This is a genomic window from Amphritea atlantica, assembly GCF_024347255.1.
Taxonomy (GTDB): domain Bacteria; phylum Pseudomonadota; class Gammaproteobacteria; order Pseudomonadales; family Balneatricaceae; genus Amphritea; species Amphritea atlantica.
Genome location: NZ_AP025284.1, coordinates 3,186,996 through 3,207,094 on the forward strand (window position 1 = coordinate 3,186,996; position 20,099 = coordinate 3,207,094).

Annotated in this window: 17 protein-coding genes; 7 read left to right on the forward strand and 10 right to left on the reverse strand. The window is 50.1% G+C overall.

Translation table 11 applies throughout. The features are described from left to right. The first annotated feature begins 21 nt into the window (after window positions 1-21). On the forward strand, window positions 22-1,119 hold the full coding sequence (locus tag OCU43_RS14575) for a DUF6765 family protein (RefSeq protein ID WP_091356714.1): 1,098 nt from the start codon (window positions 22-24) through the stop codon (window positions 1,117-1,119). A gap of 67 nt (window positions 1,120-1,186) precedes the next feature. Here OCU43_RS14575 and OCU43_RS14580 read toward each other — a convergent pair whose 3' ends face one another. Next, window positions 1,187-2,032, reverse strand: coding sequence for a MurR/RpiR family transcriptional regulator (locus OCU43_RS14580; protein WP_091356712.1), 846 nt, complete (start codon window positions 2,030-2,032; stop codon window positions 1,187-1,189). Between the two features lie 264 nt (window positions 2,033-2,296). On the opposite strand from OCU43_RS14580, the gene zwf reads away from it, so the two are divergent. The 4 genes from zwf to OCU43_RS14600 all read left to right on the forward strand — a co-directional run bounded on the left by zwf (window position 2,297) and on the right by OCU43_RS14600 (window position 5,790). Further along, a complete protein-coding gene (gene zwf / locus OCU43_RS14585) occupies window positions 2,297-3,772 on the forward strand; it encodes a glucose-6-phosphate dehydrogenase (RefSeq protein ID WP_091356709.1) in 1,476 nt (491 codons plus the stop codon). Further along, window positions 3,759-4,466, forward strand: a complete 708-nt coding sequence (pgl, locus tag OCU43_RS14590) for a 6-phosphogluconolactonase (protein ID WP_091356707.1) — start codon at window positions 3,759-3,761, stop codon at window positions 4,464-4,466. The genes zwf and pgl overlap by 14 nt, the downstream gene beginning before the upstream one ends. Before the next feature lie 93 nt (window positions 4,467-4,559). Then, on the forward strand, window positions 4,560-5,201 hold the full coding sequence (locus OCU43_RS14595) for a bifunctional 4-hydroxy-2-oxoglutarate aldolase/2-dehydro-3-deoxy-phosphogluconate aldolase (protein ID WP_376787871.1): 642 nt from the start codon (window positions 4,560-4,562) through the stop codon (window positions 5,199-5,201). Between the two features lie 124 nt (window positions 5,202-5,325). Next, window positions 5,326-5,790, forward strand: a complete 465-nt coding sequence (locus OCU43_RS14600; RefSeq protein WP_091356702.1) for a methylglyoxal synthase — start codon at window positions 5,326-5,328, stop codon at window positions 5,788-5,790. 71 nt (window positions 5,791-5,861) lie between these two features. Here OCU43_RS14600 and OCU43_RS14605 read toward each other — a convergent pair whose 3' ends face one another. From OCU43_RS14605 to OCU43_RS14635, 7 genes are all read right to left on the reverse strand, one after another. Further along, entirely contained in the window at window positions 5,862-6,782 is a 921-nt protein-coding gene (locus tag OCU43_RS14605; protein WP_091356699.1) for a D-hexose-6-phosphate mutarotase, read from the reverse strand. 111 nt (window positions 6,783-6,893) lie between these two features. After that, window positions 6,894-8,387, reverse strand: coding sequence for a glycoside hydrolase family 32 protein (locus tag OCU43_RS22230; RefSeq protein WP_091356698.1), 1,494 nt, complete (start codon window positions 8,385-8,387; stop codon window positions 6,894-6,896). A gap of 66 nt (window positions 8,388-8,453) precedes the next feature. Continuing rightward, window positions 8,454-9,593, reverse strand: coding sequence for an ABC transporter ATP-binding protein (locus OCU43_RS14615; RefSeq protein ID WP_091356695.1), 1,140 nt, complete (start codon window positions 9,591-9,593; stop codon window positions 8,454-8,456). 70 nt (window positions 9,594-9,663) lie between these two features. Further along, on the reverse strand, window positions 9,664-10,533 hold the full coding sequence (locus OCU43_RS14620) for a carbohydrate ABC transporter permease (protein WP_091356692.1): 870 nt from the start codon (window positions 10,531-10,533) through the stop codon (window positions 9,664-9,666). Continuing rightward, a complete protein-coding gene (locus OCU43_RS14625; RefSeq protein WP_217647412.1) occupies window positions 10,533-11,663 on the reverse strand; it encodes a carbohydrate ABC transporter permease in 1,131 nt (376 codons plus the stop codon). Before OCU43_RS14625 ends, OCU43_RS14620 begins: the two co-directional genes overlap by 1 nt. A gap of 79 nt (window positions 11,664-11,742) precedes the next feature. Further along, a complete protein-coding gene (locus OCU43_RS14630; protein ID WP_217647411.1) occupies window positions 11,743-13,017 on the reverse strand; it encodes a sugar ABC transporter substrate-binding protein in 1,275 nt (424 codons plus the stop codon). 39 nt (window positions 13,018-13,056) lie between these two features. Further along, the gene (locus OCU43_RS14635) at window positions 13,057-14,100 is read right to left on the reverse strand and encodes a LacI family DNA-binding transcriptional regulator (protein WP_139203164.1); all 1,044 of its coding nucleotides are present in this window, start codon (window positions 14,098-14,100) and stop codon (window positions 13,057-13,059) included. A 423-nt stretch (window positions 14,101-14,523) separates the two neighbouring features. Here OCU43_RS14635 and OCU43_RS14640 point away from each other — a divergent pair, with 423 nt between their 5' ends. Continuing rightward, window positions 14,524-15,594: a LacI family DNA-binding transcriptional regulator gene (locus tag OCU43_RS14640; protein ID WP_091356684.1), complete on the forward strand. Its 1,071-nt coding sequence runs from the start codon at window positions 14,524-14,526 to the stop codon at window positions 15,592-15,594. A 182-nt stretch (window positions 15,595-15,776) separates the two neighbouring features. Here OCU43_RS14640 and OCU43_RS14645 read toward each other — a convergent pair whose 3' ends face one another. Further along, the gene (locus OCU43_RS14645; RefSeq protein WP_245756533.1) at window positions 15,777-16,745 is read right to left on the reverse strand and encodes a carbohydrate porin; all 969 of its coding nucleotides are present in this window, start codon (window positions 16,743-16,745) and stop codon (window positions 15,777-15,779) included. A 529-nt stretch (window positions 16,746-17,274) separates the two neighbouring features. Between OCU43_RS14645 and pgi the strand changes: the two genes are divergently transcribed. Beyond that, a complete protein-coding gene (gene pgi / locus OCU43_RS14650; RefSeq protein ID WP_091356683.1) occupies window positions 17,275-18,906 on the forward strand; it encodes a glucose-6-phosphate isomerase in 1,632 nt (543 codons plus the stop codon). 181 nt (window positions 18,907-19,087) lie between these two features. On the opposite strand, the gene OCU43_RS14655 is transcribed toward pgi, so the two are convergent. Further along, window positions 19,088-20,026 carry a helix-turn-helix domain-containing protein gene (locus OCU43_RS14655; RefSeq protein WP_091357137.1) on the reverse strand — a complete coding sequence of 313 codons (939 nt, stop codon included), beginning with the start codon at window positions 20,024-20,026 and terminating at the stop codon, window positions 19,088-19,090. Window positions 20,027-20,099 lie beyond the last annotated feature (73 nt).

Here is a 20,099-nt window from a genome sequence, read left to right on the forward strand (position 1 = left end):
GAGAGGCAAAGGAGAACGACTATGCAGATCGATTTTCACCATGCGACAACCTATGTGATTGCCAGACTATCAGGCTTCGGCCATGCGAAAGCAGAGATCATCGCTCATGCCGCGCAATATGTTGATGATGCCACCAATGATGGGTTGATCTGCTTTGATAACCTGGCGATGTATAAGCGTATCGCCTCGGCCCATAAAATGCTCGACTATAAAAACATCGAAAAGCTGGCCAACCATCAGGTCTGGATACCGTTTCATTTTCTGCCAGGCAACGAAGGCAAAGCGGCAGGGCTGAATCCTGATGCCGATTTCCGCCATAAAATCGTCTGCAAACCCAATAGTTTCGTTGCCCGGGATATGGTGCGTGCCTGTATTGAAGATCGCAGCAAACCCAACGCCCTGCACCGGCTGGGAATCACCATGCATGTCTATGCCGATACCTGGGCTCATCAGGGGTTTGCAGGGATCAATGACAGGATCAATCTGGTAAAAGATGTACTGGATGAAAACAATAACCCGGACCCCAGCCTGTTAGGGAGGGTAAAAGAGTTCTTTTCCGACCGGTTTGACGATATCACCTCAGACTTTGTCGGCGATATGTTGCCCCTTGGCCATGGTGCTGCACTGAGTTACCCGGATCGTCCCTATCTGAAATGGCACTACACCAATGGCGAAGGCAGCTTTGTTGAGCGGGATAACCCTAAGGATTTTCTGGAAGCGGCTGAGGAGATGTGTAAAGCGATGCGGCGTTTTCAGCTGGGCGATGCCGATGCCAGCGTCGCCGGGCTCAACCAGAGCGACTCGATAAAGCTGGACTCAATGTTTCGCAGTATCATTGAAGAAGATGGAGACAAACGCCACAAAGTCTGGCTTAAAGCGATCGAAAATGGCGAGTTTGGCTTCCCGCCTGAAAAGCTGGAATATATCGCCAAAGGTAAAGGCTCGTGGAAACACAAAGCGATTAGTGACACCCGCTCAAAACAGTTAAAGAACGTAATTTTTACCTATCACCCCTCTTTCCTCGACAGTGACTGGAAGCATTTTCATGACGCGCTGATGGCCCATCGCTTCGTGGTGATTAGTGAAATCCTGCCCCGCTATGGGATCAGCGCAGCATAACGGTATCAGCAGGCGCAAAAAGGCCCGCTGTTGCGGGCTTTTTGATAATGACAGCGCCTGAAAATTATCACTCACTGGGATAGCGGGTCGCCTTGAGACTCTCTTTAATCTTCTTCAGATGCTGATGGAAATCAACGCCCCGGCGCAGCGTAACACCCGTTGCCAGCACATCCAGCAAGGTTAGCTGCACAATCCGTGAGGTCATCGGCATATAGATATCGGTGTCTTCCGGTGTCGGTGCCGCCAGTAACACCGTACATTCTTTTGCCAATGGCGAGTTTTCCGCAGAGATACCGATCACCGTTGCACCATTCTCCCGGGCGATCTTAGCAACATCGACCAACTCCCGGGTGCGACCGGTGTAGGAGATAACCACAAATACGTCCCCGGTATGCGCCGCTGCAGCAACCATCCGCATCATCAGTACATCCTCATACGCGGCGACCGGCAGATTAAAACGGAAGAACTTGTGCTGTGCATCGGTGGCGACCGGGCCTGATGCCCCTAATCCCAGGAAAGAGATCTGTTTTGCCTGAATCAGATAATCAACCGCTTTACTGATCAATCCGGCATTCACCCCTTTACGGGCAATATCCAGCGCCGCAATCGTCGAGGTAAAAATTTTATCGGTATATTCTTCTGTCGAATCATCCTGTTCAACACTGCGACTGACATAGGGTGTGCCCCCCGCCAGGCTCTGGGCCAGCTGAATCTTAAAATCCGGGTAACCTTTCGCTTCAAAATTACGACAGAAGCGGTTCACAGTTGGCTCACTGACTGAAGCAGCCTGCGCCAGTGACGCTATACTCAATCGCGTTGCCGTCGCCGGATCACCAATGATGACATTAGCAACTTTACGCTCAGATTTATTTAACGATTCAAGGCGATCGTAAATCTGCTCTAACAGGTTCATAGCTTATTTACTCTGGTTCAATAGACCGTTTAGCCAGACGACTAGACTAAATGGTGGTTATTTAACTACATTTAAATATATAACTGTGACTATAACCCCGGACCAAAATCGCTTCCAGCACTATTTTGGGGCAAATATCGACAAACAAGGCACAGATAGATGAATATTATGTTGTTATATTACGTATTTTTGTATTGAAAATACAATTAATAAGACATAGTATAGCCATTATATTGCATTAATAACTACAAAACAGGTTCAACCATGTCCATTCCTAATACTTCCAGCGACATTGTCATCTTCGGAGCCATGGGTGACCTTGCGCAACGCAAACTCTTTGCATCCCTTTACCAGCTTGATCGCGCAGGCCTGCTCAGCCAGGAATCGAGAATCATCGGCGTCGCCAGACATGAAGAAGATACCGCCAGCTTCACCAACACCTGCGAAGAAAGTCTGCAAAAATATATTAAGGCAGACGAGCTTGAGCCTGAAATATTGGCCCGGTTTCTGGACAAAATCGAATACTGCGCTGTCAATTTTACTGAAACAGAGAGCTACCAGAACCTGAAAGCGATACTCGATCAAAGCGCTGAACGGGCCCGGATCTTTTACTATGCAACCCCCGCATCCATCTACGGATCGATCAGCAGAAACCTGACCAGGAGTGGCTGCACCAACACCAACAGCTGCGTTGTTCTGGAAAAACCGATCGGTCATAACCTCCAATCGTCCAATGAGGTTAACGATCAGGTAGCTGAGTACTTCGATGAAACCCAGATCTACCGTATCGATCACTATCTGGGGAAAGAAACAGTACAAAACCTGATCGCCCTGCGCTTTGCCAACCCTCTGTTTGGCTCTCAGTGGAACCAGAGTCATATCTCCCACGTTGAGATCACCGTGGCAGAGAAAGTCGGCATAGAGGGCCGCTGGGGTTACTTCGATAAAGCGGGTCAGATGCGCGATATGGTACAGAACCACCTGTTACAACTGCTCTGCCTGACCGCAATGGATCCACCTGACGATCTGTCTGCCGATATGATCCGCAATGAAAAAGTGAAGGTACTCAAAGCCCTGCGCCCTATCACTCTGGAGATGTGCAATACCCATGTGGTTCGCGGCCGTTATACCAAAGGGGTCCTGGAAGGCAATCCCGTACCAGGCTATATGGAGGAGGAAGGCGCAAACCCGGATAGCAAAACCGAAACCTTTGTCGCGATCAAGGCAGAGATCAATAACTGGCGCTGGGCGGGCGTGCCCTTCTATCTGAGAACCGGAAAGCGGATGCCAGAAAAGCTATCACAGATAACCGTTCACTTTAAACCGCAGCCACACTTCATCTTCGATGAGAGTCAGAGACACCTGGCTCAGAACAAACTGGTTATCCGCCTGCAACCGGAAGAGGGAATCTCCCTGCAGATTCTGAATAAGGATCACGGACTGAATAAAGGGATGCGTTTACGCAGCGAGTCGCTGAATCTGAACTTTTCCCAGTCGTCTGAACAAAGTCGTATACCCGATGCCTATGAACGACTGCTGCTTGAGGTTATCCAGGGTAACCAGTACCTCTTTGTCCGGCGGGATGAAGTTGAACATGCCTGGAACTGGTGTGATCAGTTAATGGGACACTGGGCGAATGATACCAAACCGCCCCAGCCCTATTCTGCTGGCAGCTGGGGCCCCAAAGCATCTGATCTCATGTTAATCAAAGACGGGAATAGCTGGCATGAAGATCAGTGATCTGAATTTACCGGCCCATGTAACGGTCTGCGCATTTGATTCAAGGGAGGCGCTGACAGACAACCTGTCGACCCTTCTGCAGCATCGATTACTGCAAGCAATCGAAAACAGAGGCAGAGCCAGCCTGGCCGTTTCCGGCGGTTCAACCCCGGTCCCGCTGTTCCAGAAACTGAGCCATGCTGAGCTCGCCTGGGAAAGCGTCACAGTAACTCTGGTTGATGATCGCTGGATCAGCCCTGATGAATCCGATAGCAATGACGGGTTGCTGCATACTCATCTGCTGCAAAACCGGGCTACAGAGGCTCACTACATCCCGCTTTGGCAGCCCGATAGCTCAGCCGAAGCGGCGGTTGATCGCTGTAACACACGGCTGGCAGCAATCGATGGACCGCTGGATATCGTGATCTTAGGCATGGGTAACGATGGTCACACCGCATCACTCTTCCCCTGCTCTTCTGAGCTTGAAGCAGCACTTGCCAGCAACGCTGACTGTGTAGCCGTTAACCCAACCACAGCACCTTACGCCCGGATCTCTCTTACACCCGCGCGTCTGCTAAATAGCGAGCTGAGGATTTTACATATTTGTGGAAACGACAAACTGGAGACTCTGTCCCGGGCACTTACCAGTCAGCCTGAGTCGATGCCCATCAAACTGTTTCTGCAACACCCGATAATGATCTACTGGGCGCCATAACCATCACCCTGTGTATAAAACGATCATATTTAACTGGCTCAGGCCCAAAAAATAACAGGATTATGTATGACTAAACAAACACTATCAGCCGAGATGACTGCGAAAGTAGATCAACTATGCAGCCTGGGACCAGTTATTCCGGTGCTCACCATCGAAAATGTAGCAGATGCCGTACCTATTGCCGAAGCGTTGGTTGAAGGCGGACTCCCTGTACTTGAAGTCACCCTGCGCACCGGGAATGCCCTCAAAGTGATCGAAGCGATAGCCCACTCAGTGCCTCAGGCCAAAGTCGGCGCCGGCACCGTTATCGATCCGGAAAGCTTTCAGCGCTGTATCGATAGCGGCAGCTCTTTTATTGTCAGCCCGGGTATCACCGGCGAGCTACTGGACTACGGCGTAAACAGTGACACGATCTATCTGCCAGGTATTCAGACCGTTTCTGAGCTGATGGAGGGGATCAAGCGGGGCTATAAGCGTTTTAAGTTTTTCCCGGCAGAGATATCCGGCGGCACAGCAACACTGAAAGCCTTCGGCGGCCCCTTTGCTGATATCCGGTTCTGCCCCACCGGTGGTATCCGGGTGCACACCGCGGCAGATTATCTCGCCCTGGCAAACGTTATGTGCGTTGGTGGCACCTGGCTGACACCGGATGAGCTGATCGCTAATAAAGACTGGGCAGGCATCATGCGCCTGGCGAAAGAAGCCGTCTCAAGCGCTACTCAAAGCGGCCTTTAAAGCGATGCAAACCCGGGAATTTCAACTTCAGCTAACCGTTACCTGATGTAAGGCTTGCCCGCTGCTATGCGGGCTTTTTTTATTTATCAACATCAATAGACATAATACAAAAAAGGAGGCCTGAATGGATATGAAGCAGATTGAGATGCCGGAACAGAAACGCATCGCACTGATCGCTCACGACAATATGAAACAGGATCTGCTCGACTGGACACAAAAGAACCTTAACACGCTGCGTCAGCACCAACTGTATGCCACCGGTACCACCGGCCACCTGCTGGAAAACAGCCTGCAAATCCCGATCACCAAACTGATCAGCGGCCCACTGGGTGGCGATCAGCAGATCGGCGCGATGCTGACCGAACAGAAGATCGACATTATTGTATTCTTCTGGGATCCCTTCGAGCCGATGCCCCACGACCCTGATGTTAAAGCGCTGTTGCGGGTTGCGGCGGTGTGGAATGTTGCGGTTGCCTGTAGCCGAAGCTCAGCCGACTTCATGATCAGCTCACCGCTACTGAGTCAGAAGCACCCCTATAGCGTACCGGATTATGAAAGCTATCTGCAGAAACGGCTCAATAAGCCGTAAACAAAAAAAGGCAGAAAGACTCTGCCCTGATGCGTAGAAATAAATTGTGATAATTTGTGATAATGGTGGGCTTATTCCAGCTGATCGCGCTGAGGGTATGGCAGCACACTGACCGACGTCGCCAGCGTCTGCGTTGCTCCGACAGCCAGCGTCTGATCATCGAAAAACCGGGTTCTGGCAGCTTCGACACAGACAAACCGGGCCACCTGATCCATCCCTACATCACCGATATTTTCCGCCGCAGCTCCCGGATTCCAGACAACCGTTGAGCCACCGCCCCTCTTAGTGATGCGCAACCCACGTTTCCAGCCATGATCAATCAGCACCACGGCTTCACTATTATCTGCCTGTTCAACCACCAGATCGGTTTCCGCAGTAAAACGCAGGGATGACGGCATCACTCCCGGTTGCATCCCCTGAACCTTATCCAGACAGCGGCAATCCGCTAATCCCAGTATCTCAGTCTCACGGCTATCAGACACCGCAAAATAACTGTGCAGTGCCTGAGTCACAGCCAGCGGCTGATCAGACCCATTAGTGGTGGTCAGCGCCAGCGAAAGCTCAGCACCGGCCACAGTGATCTCCAGTTGTAGCTGAATCCCGTCACACAGCGAGCGCTCCGGTGACATCAGCCACCGTCCACCGGCATCATCAACGTGTTGATCATCGATCTGCCAGCGAGCGGTGCGGGCCACACCATGCTTAGGCAGCTCAGGTTTTTCAGGATGTTCCGCAAACCAGGGCCAGCAGACCGGGATCCCACCACGGATCGCCGCAGGTGCGCCAGCAGGCTTTTCTGTCAGCCATAACAGAGGCTTCTCTCCCGCCGGACGAAACAACAGCACCTGCCCGCCCAGCAGGGAGAGGACCAGCTCACCCCAGAGCGCCTTATAAACAATCAGCTCATATCCGTTCCATTGCAGGGCGTGGCAACCCATAGCCATGCCTGACACTGTGTTTTCCAGGCTATCCTGAAACGGTGAATGATCCATAATTACCGGCCTCGATCAGATTTTTCATACAAGCAAAAGCCGTCATCAACAGACGGCTAAGCATTCAGTGCAACTGGCATGTAGCAGAGCTGAATAGTACAGCAAAACCTGCTAACCAAGAACGTTAGTCTGACCGCCCGTTATCTCTATGCCGCCACTGACGACCCTCAGCTTCGGCATATTATCGACAACGGAATCAGACTGGCACAGCTGCAGACTGGTTAATGAGTAGATGCCATCATTAATCAGCAGCTCAAGACTACCATTATCACTGATCCATTCCAGCGTTACTGAAGCCTCGCTCTGAACGATTGGCAGATCAAAGTGACAGGGGAAAAAGCGATCAAATGCATCATTACCATTCTGTCCCGCACGCTGATAACGGATGATCAGCCCACTATCCGTCCGCCTGAAAGTCAGATCGGGCTGCTCAGGCTGACTCAGATAAAGGCCAATGCAACTTTCCGGCTGTATAGCAAAGCTGATCGATCCATGAACAGGTTTGATACGCTCCTGTACCGCCGTCAGGGCAAGCTGCCCGCCCTCATCAACTGCGCCACAGGTGATCATAGTCCTTTGCCAGGCCCGCTGCTCACCCAGTTCTGGCACAAACCGCTGTCCAATCCTCACCCCTTCAGTGGTGGCAACCAGACGGATCTCTCTGGGAATGGTCATCATGCCACGCCAGCCATTTTCGGGAATGTGATTGGCATACAACCAGTTATTGATCCAGGCAATGGCGATGCGACGATTATCCGGTGCATCCGACCAGCTTTGTACCGCATAAAAGTCGCGGGAGTGATCCATCAGCAGCACTTTATCCGGGGCATTTTCATTATGAAAATGGGTGCCATCAAAATCGCCAATGAAATATTGAGTAAAGGAGCCCCAGCTATCTTCGCCTGCCCCAACCCCGACAACCAGCACCCAGCGACTGCCTGTGCCGCCTTCAACCGGCAGTTCGAACAGATCAGGGCACTCCCAGGGGCCCTCTGTATGAGAACCCTGATGCTCACCAAACTCACTGCATAACGCCCAGTCCAGCAGATTTTCAGAACGGTAAAAACGGATTGTCTGGCCACAGGCCAGTGCCATAACCCAGTGCTGCGAAGCCTCATGCCAGATCACTTTAGGGTCACGAAAGTCCCGGAAACCCGGCACCGGGATCACCGGATTCCCAGCATATTTCTGCCAGCTACGCCCCTTATCACAACTATAAGCGATGCACTGGTCCTGCTCATAATCCTCAGCGGCGCTCCCGGTTACCCGGTGCGCAGTATAAAAGAGCAGCAGACCCGGCTGACCATCAAACAACCCACTGCTATCGTTGTGATCAACAATCGCACTACCGGAAAAACACATCCCCCGCTCATCGGGAAACAGCGCAATATCCAGATGCTGCCAGTCAATCATATTGCGACTGACCGCGTGCCCCCAGTGCATCGGTCCCCATTCCAGCCCCTCAGGATGATACTGATAGAACAGATGATACTCACCGTCAAAATAAACCAGCCCGTTAGGGTCATTCATCCACGCTGTCGGTGGCGTAAAATGGAGCAAGGGCCGTACAGGCAATGGGGCATAAAAATTAGCAACAGAAGTCATAAAATACCGGTAATAGTCAGGGCACACCAGACGCTGCTGGTGTGCTGAGAAACGTAAAAGCTGTGATTAACCTGAGAGGGCTTGCGCGACAGGTGCCTGGGTGTGAAGCGGTACTGGTTTGGCCGCTCTGAGTGTCAGACCGTTACAATCAAACAGATGACACTGGTCGAGGTTAAAGCTGAAATCACAATGATCGCCCCGTCTGACCGGGCTTAACCCACCGGTTTGAATAATCAGCTCATGCTCACCACTGTAACGGGCATAGACATAGGTTGAGCCACCGAGATGCTCCACCACATCAACATCGACGCCAATCCTGATTTCGCCACTCTGATCCTCTTTCAGATGCTCAGGGCGGATACCCAGTTTCACCCGGGTCATGCCCGGAGAATGACTAACATCCGCCGCCAGTTGACACACTTCACCACAAGGCAGTTTCAGCGTCAGAGAATCATCGGTCTGAGCGATAACATCACAGTCAAAAAAGTTCATCCGGGGAGAGCCGATGAAACCCGCAACAAACTCATTAACCGGGTTCAGGTATAGCTCAATCGGGCTGCCGACCTGCTCGATATTTCCACCCCGTAAAACGACGATCTTATCCGCCATGGTCATCGCTTCCACCTGATCATGGGTTACATAGATCATGGTATTCTTCAGCTGAGAGTGCAGTTTAGCGATCTCAACCCGCATCTGAACGCGGAGTTCGGCGTCCAGATTCGATAATGGCTCGTCAAAGAGAAAGACTTTGGGGTTGCGCACAATGGTCCGGCCAATGGCGACCCGCTGACGCTGACCACCAGAAAGCGCTTTAGGCTTGCGATCCAGTAATGGCTCTAGCTGGAGGATTTTGGCCGACTCATCCACCCGCCGTTTAATCTCAACCTTATCCGTTTTTGCCATTTTCAGGCCAAACCCCATATTTTCCCGCACCGTCATATGTGGATAGAGGGCATAGGATTGAAACACCATCGCCACCCCCCGACGGGATGCTGCAACAGAGGTGACACATTCATTATCAATATGCAGCTCACCTTCGGTGATCTCTTCAAGCCCTGCAACCATGCGCAGCAGTGTAGATTTACCACAACCGGATGGGCCAACGAAGACAACGAATTCACCATCCTTAATATCCAGATCGATACCGTGAATTGTTTCAACATCACCATAGCGCTTAACGACTTTGGTCAGTTTTACGTCTGCCATTTTTCTTCTCCCAAGATCGCCTGCCGTACAGGCGATCAAGTACATAAATTCTTATTTTTCCAACAACCGGTCAGCCTTTTATGCCGGCTCCGGCCAGACTGCTTACAAACTTCTTCTGGAACGCCAGGAACACGGCCAGCACCGGCAGGGTAACAAATGAGGCGTAGGCCATAATCTCCCCCCAACTGGTCTGTCTGCCAAAGAAGATCTGAATACCCGGCATAACCGGACGGGCGTCCTCCCCCTGCACCGCCATAATCGGCCAGATATACTGATTCCACATCAGCAGAAAGTGCAGGATCGCCACGGTGGCAAATACGGGGCCGGACATCGGCACAATAATGTGTCGGTAGATCTGAAACGGTGTCGCACCATCCAGCTCAGCGGCTTCATCAAAATCTTTCGGGATATCCCTGAAAAACTGATAGAACAGGAAGATAAAAAAGGAGTTCGCAACAAACGGCAGAATCTGCACTTCCAGCGAGTTTAACCAGGACCCCATCAGCACCAGACCGCCCTGCTCCCAACCGATTGTTGGCAACTTGGAGACCAGCAGTAACAGAGGCACCACAATCGCCTCAATAGGGATAATCATCAGCGCAACCACCGCCGCAAGAATATATTTGCGACCACTCCAGCGCATACGGGAGAGAGTGAATGCCAGTAAACTGTTAACGAACAGACCGAGAATCACGGTCGCCGATGTAATCAGGATTGAGTTACGGAAATAGAGCAAAACATCACTCTTTTCAAATACCTGACGATAGTTATCCAGGGTAAGATCGCCGACCGGCAAAATCGCACGAATACTGTAAAGATCAGCAAAGATCACCTGCTCCGGCTTAAATGAAGACATAATCATAAACAGCAGCGGGAACAGGAACACATAACCGATCAATAGAAGAAAGAGATAAGCGCCCAGCTTTTGTAAACGTTTCATTACGCATCCTCCCGCTTGTCAAAGAAGCGTTTCTGTAGCAACGCAATTGCCAGAATAGCCAGAAAGAAAATCACGCTGATCGCCGAACCATAGGCAATATCCTGTTCGCGGAATCCCTTGGTCACGGCATGATACATAACCGTCGAGGTAGAGCCCTGTGGACCACCCCGGGTCATCACATCAACCTGAGTAAACAGACCAAAGGCCTGAATCGTGGTACTGATAACAACGAAAATTGTGGTGTTCTTCAGCCCCGGCAGCGTCACGTTAACAAACTTGCCCCAGGGACCGGCTCCATCGAGCTCAGCAGCTTCGTAAAGATCGCCGGATATGCCCTGCAAACCCGCCAGAAAAATAAGCATCTGCACACCGGCCGCCTGCCAGGCAGACATCAGTACAATCGAGGGCATTGCCCAGTCCGGATCGCCCAGCCAGTCAACCGGACCGATCAGTCCAAACGACATCGCATTCAGATAGTGATTAAATAACCCTAAATCTTTGTGATACAGAAAGCTCCAGACGATCGACACCACCACAATCGATGTCACCACCGGCGAGAAAAATACCGTTCGAAACAGAAAGATTCCCCGCAGTTTCTGATTAATCAGCAGCGCTAATCCAAGGGCGGTACCACACTGGATGGGGACCACCAGAATGACAAACAGTAACGTATTGATAATGGACTGGATAAAGCTCGGATCCTTCGCCAGAAGAACCACCCGTTTATCGCCAAAAGACCAGTGGGTGAACTCCTTAAACTCTTTATATTCAGGGTTCTTACGCAGAACTGAACGCAGTCTTGGATAGACCAGCTCACCCTCGGCGGTCCGTTTCAGATGATTATCTGCGTCTGAAACTGGCTCCTGCACCAACCAGCTAATGTTCAACAAGCGGTCATAGTTACGTAACCCAACCCACTCTGTCGCATTAGGCGACAACAAACGCTGATCGGTAAACGACATCCCCAGTGCCATTAAAAACGGCAGAACCATAAACATAAACAGACCCAGCAGAGCCGGAGCACTCATAAGAAAGACATAACGCTTTCTCGGTGGACGGCGGGTCTCAGCAGGCCGACCGGATGACACGGTTAGCGTGTCGCTACTGTTAACAGACGTATTAGCATTCATACAGATTTCTCGCTGCTTCACTATCAGACTGTTACTGCCCCCCGTTTACAGAGCACAGTAACAATCTGGAAAGACCGGTTTACTGAGTAAAACCGTAGCCTTTATTGTCAGAAATGTTGCGCTCGATAGTATCGACCGCTTCATCCAGGGCATCCTGCACATCAGCACCATCTTTTATATTCCGCGCCATTTTTTCAAAGGTGCTGGAAATAATTGGGTAGGCTGGGGTCGCTGGACGCAGTACAGCAAACGCGGCTGAAAAATCGTAGAAAAAACGCCAGTCACCGTTAACCTGATAATGCTCAGTCAGCTCGGCAGCTTCAGGAGAGGAAGGAATCATGCCCGTTGCCACTGACATAGCGGCAATCTCTTCAGGCTGCAGCATAAAATCAACGAATGCAGCAGCACCTTCCGGGTTCGCACATGACTGGGTAATACCCCACTGCCAGGAACCACCACCGATAACCGGACCGCCACCAAAATCAGGTACCGGCATCACAACCAGGTCATCGCCCCATTGCTCAGAGTGATTTGCCATCTCCCAACTGCCAACGTAGTCCAATGCCGCACGCCCCTGAACAAACGCTTTGTCATCACTGGGGTTACGATCAACATACTCTTTGTCAAACAGGCTTTGAAAGAAGGTACCCCAGGCCAGTCCTGCTTCACCGTTGAGCACACCTTCAGAGGTGACATAGTTGTCACGGTCGATCTGGTCTGCACCAAAACTCTGCAGCATCGGTGCATAACCATAGGAGTACCACTCACCGGTCCAGCCGGTACGCATTGCCAGCGGATACCGGAACTCACCGGATGCTTTCAGTTTAGCCAGGGCATCCAGCAGTTCAGCCTTAGTCCACGGCTGCACATAGGTGGCCTGACGCAGGTTATATTTCTCAAGAATCGATTTACGGGTAAACAACGCCAGCGCGACATCGAACTGACCAACAGAAAAGACTTTACCTTTGTATGTGCCCTTCGCACTGCCAATCAGACCATCAAGCGCGTCCTGAGAAAGCAGCCCTTCAAGAGGACGCAGATAACCTGACCATGCAAAGTTAGGCACAACCGGCTGATCCATATCCAGAATACAGGGCAGATCTCCGGCCAGTGCTGCTGCAGTGACCGTCTGGGTATATGAACCCTCGGGGATCATCTCTGCAGTAATATGCCATTTCGTTTGTGACTGATTAAAACGATCTATCGTCGCCTTATTGACTTCGATCTCCTTAATATTACTCGTCTCATGACGCCACAGCTTGATTTCAGACGTCGCAGCCATGACGCTGCCAACACTGAATGTCAACGTTGTCATTACAGCGCAAGACAAAAGAGAGATGTTCATTCTTTTCATGTTTTGACCCTTATTGTTATTTTATCTTGATTATAAGCACTAATTTTTCAGCAAATGAGACTGCCGCTCAATAACCGAAAACGGGATCAACCGGGTGACCATATCATCCCCCTGATTGAAAATACTGTTCATCGCGGCCTGGCCCATCTCAAAATGAGGCAATGCCATGGTCGTCAGTCCGGGCGACAAACCTGGCGCTATCATGCGCTGATTATCAAAACTGGTGACCGCTATATCTCTGCCGACCTGCAAGCCACGCTTAGAAAATTCAAAGTAGGCCTGCATTGCAAATTCATCTTTCCCACAGACAAAGGCGGTTGGCTGATGAGTCAGTTTCAACAACTCTGCAACCGCTTTTTCAACACTGGCACTATCCCCGGCTTCGTCAAAGCGTGACTCCCCCTGAACAATCAACTGCGGATCATACGAAATACCGGCCTCAGCGAGTGCCTTGCGGTAACCCTCCAGTCGCTTTACCGAAGCGACAATATCCGGATTCAGAGTAATATGCCCAATGCGTTTATGGCCCTGTTCAAGCAGCAGCCGCGTAGCGTCATAGCCAGCCTGAACTTCGTCAGGAATAAAGGTGGTCAGCGTTTCGTTCTCCGCATAGCAGTTCACTAACACAGATGGCACCTGCAACATCTCCTGCGGCACCTGCACCTCTTTATGGTAATAGCTCGCATAGACCAGAGCTTCTACCCGTCGCTCCAGCAACATATCAATGGCTCGCTGCCTGCCAATACGATCGTTTTCAATGTTAACCACCATTAAAACCTTATCATGCTGGCTCGCCACCTCCTGAGCCCCGATCAACAGGTCTCCGGCATAGGGCTGAGTCACCACTTCATCGGAGATAAAACCGATAACACCCGACTGCTGATTACGCATCATACGAGCGGCCCGGTTAGGTCTGTAGTTCAAAGCAGCGATCGCTTCCTGCACCCGGGCCCGGGTTTCTTCACGCACATTAGGGTCATTATTCACCACCCTGGAAACGGTTTTAAAAGAAACTCCGGCCTGCTTCGCCACCTGCTTAATGGATACCATCAACTTACGACCATCTATTGACAACGTTGTCAAATACTAGATCGGAGCCATTGAGTTGTCAATATTGTTTGAGTATTATTCACCTCAATGATTAGATTTTTTTAACTACAAACCAAAGCAGAGCTAAACTTCAAAATGCTGACAGGGATTGTTTTTAACCCGACAATGGCTTTTCAGACGCTCGATTGAGCCTGACAAAGAAAGCCTGTCGCGTTAAGTAAAAGAGGTAAAGTTAATATTAAACAATAAGTTAAAAAATCCACTTCTGTTTCAGAGAAGCCTGTTACGGCAGACCGGTATGACCTGATATCAGAGTAAGTCATATCACTCCATCTCTTAAGCCATATAACAATAAGAATGCATCCATTATGAAACTGATTGCTTATTTAAAATGTTTCACCCATGAAACATTAAAGAGAGAACCTCTGACGGCTCTTCACAGCGGAGACTCAGGCTATGATCGCTGACAGCAAAAAAGCACCCCGCCCCACTATCCGGGATGCAGCTAACCATATAGGTGTCTCAACAGCGACTATTTCGAATGCATTCAATCATCCGGATCAACTCTCACCGGAGCTGCGCGAACGCATCTTGTCTGAGTGCCAGCAACTGGGATATCGCAGCTCTGGCTCCCCCCGTAAAGCAGATTGCAGCGGTAGCCAGGGTGTGATTGGCATAGTTTTGCCAGATTGCCTCAGCTATAACCTGAACGACAGTGTTGCCAATCAATTCCTCAACGGCGTGACCACCGAGCTGGAGAGTCAGCATCTGAGCATGCTACTGATCCACTCCCGGGAGCTATCCAGCACCAACCAGGTACGCCGGTTACAATCAACCGTCGATGGCTTTATTGTCTACGGCCATATTGAGGACGACGCCATTTTTGATCAGCTCACGCTGCAAAGCAAAAAACTGATTGCCGTCGACTGCGCTATGGGGGATCACAGCAGCATCGCCAGTGACAATTTCGGCGGCGCGTTCAACAGCGCAGATCTGGCACTGCAGCACTGTCCGAAATACCCCGCCATACTGGGATTACGCATCATCAACTCCAAACATGTGTGTCGTGTCTACAACGATAACGATCTGTTCAGCAACACCATTTCAGTCGCGGCGCTTCGCCTGCAGGGTTACCGTCGGGCGCTGAGTGAACACAATATGATTTTGCCCAATGAGCGACTCTGGCATATCCCGGATAACACGGAAGCCTCAGCCCTGCTTGCCGTGCGTGAAGCGCTGCACTGCACCCCCCGGCCGGATGCCCTTTTTTGCATGACCGACACCTATGCATTAACTGCCATAAAAGAGGCAACCCGAATGGGAATCAGAATCCCACAAGAGCTTAAAATAATAGGTTTTGATGGCGTCCCCGAATCGCTTACCAGCTCCCCCTCACTGACAACCGTTAAGCAGGATAACTTTGCCAAAGGTGAGATTGCAGCAAGCCTGTTTACAAAACCAACCCCTCCTCGCGAAACAATACTGCCAACTGAGCTGCTTATCCGCGAAAGCTGCCCCATGCCCTGATCCAGATATAAAAAAACCGACAGGCATCAGAGATCTCTGTCGGCAAATGGCACAGAAGCTTATGTGTTAGCGCTGCCAGCAGCCGCCAGTCGATAAACTCCTCAGGTGAATCAGTCCCGGCGAGATGACACAATGGGAAGGGGTTCCATTGCACCAAACCGCCAGGGGGATAACATCAGTGTTTAAAACGTATAGTTTAAGCGCACACGCAGTGCTGTCGCTTCATCATCAGTGACATTATCAGCTGACGAGAAAGAGCCTGCAAAGGTAACCGTTGCGCCTTCGATATCCAGCAGCGGAACGCTGTACGCCAGATAAGCGGTGGTGACGTTTGGATCGGTATTGCTGCCCTGATCAACATCTGAACGAATGACACCGGCACCGAAGTTACCGTAAACCATGTTGGCAATGTATGAGGTGACCTTTTCGTCACTGTTTTCATCTTTTGAGCGGGCAGCTGCGATATTGATATTAGCTGCACCCAGATCAAAGTTAGTGCCGATACCGAAACCACTTTTATCCTGAGTACCACCAGCGGTCAGATCATATTTAACTTTCTCGTAACCCGCAAAGAGACTGAAACCCTCGGTACTCCAGGTGATAGAAGGGCGTACGCCGGAAACCGCTGTCGTGTCATCGCCCGAAGCATTCTCATCACCAAAAATGGTTGCCAGTTCAAACTTAACATTGTCGTTTGCATTGTAGTGCAATGCGAACTGGCCGCCGCCATCACCGATACGACCACGTACCATATTGGCTTCATAGACGCTCACACCGCCCGCATGAACAATCAGGGTATCTTTTGCTTTCGGGAACAGGTTTACCGCTTCAAAGCGCCCGGCCTGCAGATCCCAGGTTTTTGAGCCGAACTGAACATAGGCGTCATCAACAGAGGTTGTGCCATCAACGGTGAGCAGCACGGTCCCTTTTGCCTGAACAAAATATTCGCCTTTTTCACGACGGGAAAGCACGTTGACCTCGACCCGACCATTCTGATCATAAGTCGTATCTGCGGCTGCAGTATCCGTAGCATCAGTATCCAGTTCGAGGTTAGCATTGAAATCGGTACCGGCCATGCTCTGACTGGACAAAGCCACCAGAATAGCCGCTCCAAGCATCGACTTTACAAACTCTTTCTTATTGTAATTCACTTCATACTTCTCCGTCTTTTTTTATAGGTAACCGGAAATAAAGTATTAACTTCCGGTTATCACTGGAAGATAAAATATTCAGGATCAATAAATCCTTCGATAGATATTATGAAAACGAATGACAGCCGCAATAAAAACCATCTAAACACTGCATCTTAAATATCTAAAACGTTCTAAACACTTACTAAAACGATAAAAAATTTAGTAAACATACAACGTTTCCATAAAAACCAGCATCTGCCATACAGACGGATAGAACGAAGAAGTGCAGAGCCTCCCCCCACCATTCACGGCTCACGCACAAACAGTACACAGATACAACTATTTTGTTTTTATTACATATAATTAGTGATATATTGTTAATTAAAGTTAGTATTTATACGTTATGTTACATTAAAAGCTATCTGATAGTAGCTCCCCGGTGCTACCGGTCGACCTGTCTGCTATCAGATATGACATCGACAACATGATAAAAAGACAGCGTTAACAGCGCCTTTAATCAAGGCTAACAATAAAAAGAGAGATATTTATGTATCAACTCAGCTCTTCAGTCACCTGGAAAAAACTTGTTAAACTGGCTGAAAAAAACAGCAACGATAAAATTTCAGATTATTTTAAAAACGACCCTGAACGTTTTAATAAAATGAGCCTTCAGCTGGGGGAAATATTTCTGGATTATTCGAAAAATAAGATCAGCGATGAGACACTTAAAACATTAATCACACTGGCAGATCACTCCCCCCTTCATCAACGCCGTGCTCAGATGTTTTCCGGTGATATTATTAACGTAACGGAGAAACGGCCGGTATTGCATACAGCACTGCGCAACCGGGGTGAAGAGCCGGTGGTCGTCAACGGTGAGGATGTCATGCCTGCCATTCGTGCCAGTCTGAAAAAACTGGAAACGTTCAGCAACAAGGTCAGAAGCGGTGAGTGGAAAGGGTTTAGTGGCAAACGGATCCGCAGTATCGTCAACATCGGTATCGGTGGTTCCGATCTGGGCCCCAATATGGTGTGCCGTGCGCTGCTGAACTACAAGCATCCTGAGCTGAGTTTTCACTTTATATCCAACGTCGATGGGCAGCATATTAAGAAAGTGCTGACCAGCCTTGACCCCGAAACCACCCTGTTTATCGTTTCTACCAAAACCTTCTCCACCCAGGAAACACTGCTGAATGCCAGTACCGCACGACGCTGGTTTATGGACAACACCGGTCAGTCTGACATCGGCCAGCACTTTGTTGCCCTGTCGACCAATCAGGCGGCAGCGATGGAGTTTGGTATCCGCCGGGAAAACATCTTCGAGTTCTGGGCCTGGGTGGGTGGGCGTTACTCTCTCTGGTCAAGCATCGGTCTGGCAATCGCCCTGTCCATCGGTTACGACCGTTTTATCGAGTTGCTGGAGGGGGCTTACGAAATGGATCGCCATTTTGTTGAAGCTCCCCTGATCAAAAATATGCCCGTACTGATGGCCCTGATCGGCATCTGGAATATAAACTTCCTGGGGGCAGAAACCCAGGCTATCATCCCTTACGATCAGGCCTTGCACCAGCTTCCGGCATTTCTGCAACAGCTGGATATGGAAAGTAATGGCAAGTCGGTGGATATGGAGGGTCATCCGGTCGACTTTGCAACCGGTCCCATCGTCTGGGGCCAGACGGGTTCGAATGGTCAGCACGCCTTTTTCCAGCTGCTTCACCAGGGTACACGCTTCGTGCCGATCGATTTTATCGCCTCCCTTGAGCCCGACGAGAAAACCGAAGAGCACCACTTTGCCCTGCTCACCAATATGCTCGCCCAGGCCAACGCGTTTATGAATGGAGATCAGCAGGAAGGGATCCTCGACTATCAGACCTGCCCGGGTAATCGACCCAGTAACACCCTGCTGCTGGATCGGTTAACACCCCACAACCTGGGCGCGCTGATCGCCCTGTATGAGCATAAAGTGTTTGTGCAGGGAACGATCTGGAATATCAACTCATTCGATCAGTGGGGGGTGCAACTGGGTAAGCGCCTGGCGACTGAGATCAGCCGTAATATTGAGCTGAAGAGTTCTGAGTATGACCCATCAACTCAGGGGCTGATGAATATTGTACGCAGTAAAATGGGGACTAAACAGCCAGCGAAACCCGCTCCTAAGCGATCGAAGCAAGGCTCATGAAGCACCAAAAACTGCACGTTAGCAGCTTTAAAATGGTAAAACCAGACGGGCCTCTATGGCCCGTCTTCTATCTGCTATATCCGGCTATACCGGTGTCTGCATATCCAGCAGACAGCTGTCCACACATCGCCATGGAGCTTCAGCGGGTTTATCGTCAGTCTCAGTAATAATGCCTCAGGGGTTACTGACTGACCAAAAGGCCGCTGGCACCGCTGAAAGACTTATAGCCGTATAAAGATTTCAAAGCGACCCTGCGATATTCAGAGGGCGTCATTTTTTTCACGTCGTAAAATCGACGATTGAAGTTGGCAATATTATTAAAACCGACATCAAAACAGATCTCAGTAATCGACCGGTCACTGTGGGTAAGCTGCTCACATGCCTTATTAATCTTAATTCCATTAACAAAATCAATATACCGGCAACCAGTCTCCCGCTTAAATAACCGGGAGAAATGCCCGACACTCATGCCAATATGTGCGGCCACCTGCTCCAGCGTAATCCCGGTATTATAATTTTCAATAATGTAGGCTACCGCCTGGTCCAGTCGTACTGATTTGGTATCATCTTTACAGGACAAATAGGCAGCATCAGACAACACCCGGTATTCAGTCACCGCAGCCAGCAGATCAATCAAAAACCAGAATCGCAGCACCCGACGAAAACCGGATAACGCTGCAATATCATCAAAAATCTGTTGAATGTTGGCAATCGCATCAACATCAAGAAACTCAATACCGTATTGCGCTCTCTCCCAAAAAGGGGTCAGCGCCTGCATTTCCGGCACCCCCTTAGTATGAGCTGAAACAAGCTCCGGTGAGAAGTTGATTATCCGCTCGGTGCAGCCCTGGTCATCATTATCACCTGACTGGTTAACCCAGCAATGTGGCAGATTCGGACCAATCAATATCAGACTCTGAGGAGCAAAGTGCCCCATATAGTCACCCACAAACACTCGCCCTTCGCCATCAGTCGTCAGGTGTAACTCATAGTCATCATGATAGTGAAGACAGTTATCCTGAGTGGCTGACTTATCCTGTTCAAAGTATCGTATCGACGTCCCTCCCATAGAATCTAAGGGCTTAAACGCTGGTTGAATTCGCTCTTTATTCCTGATCATAGATCGCTCATCCCAATAACAGAACAGGGAAAGCCAGGCTAGCTTAGGCTGGCTCTCCATAGATTGCAGGGTC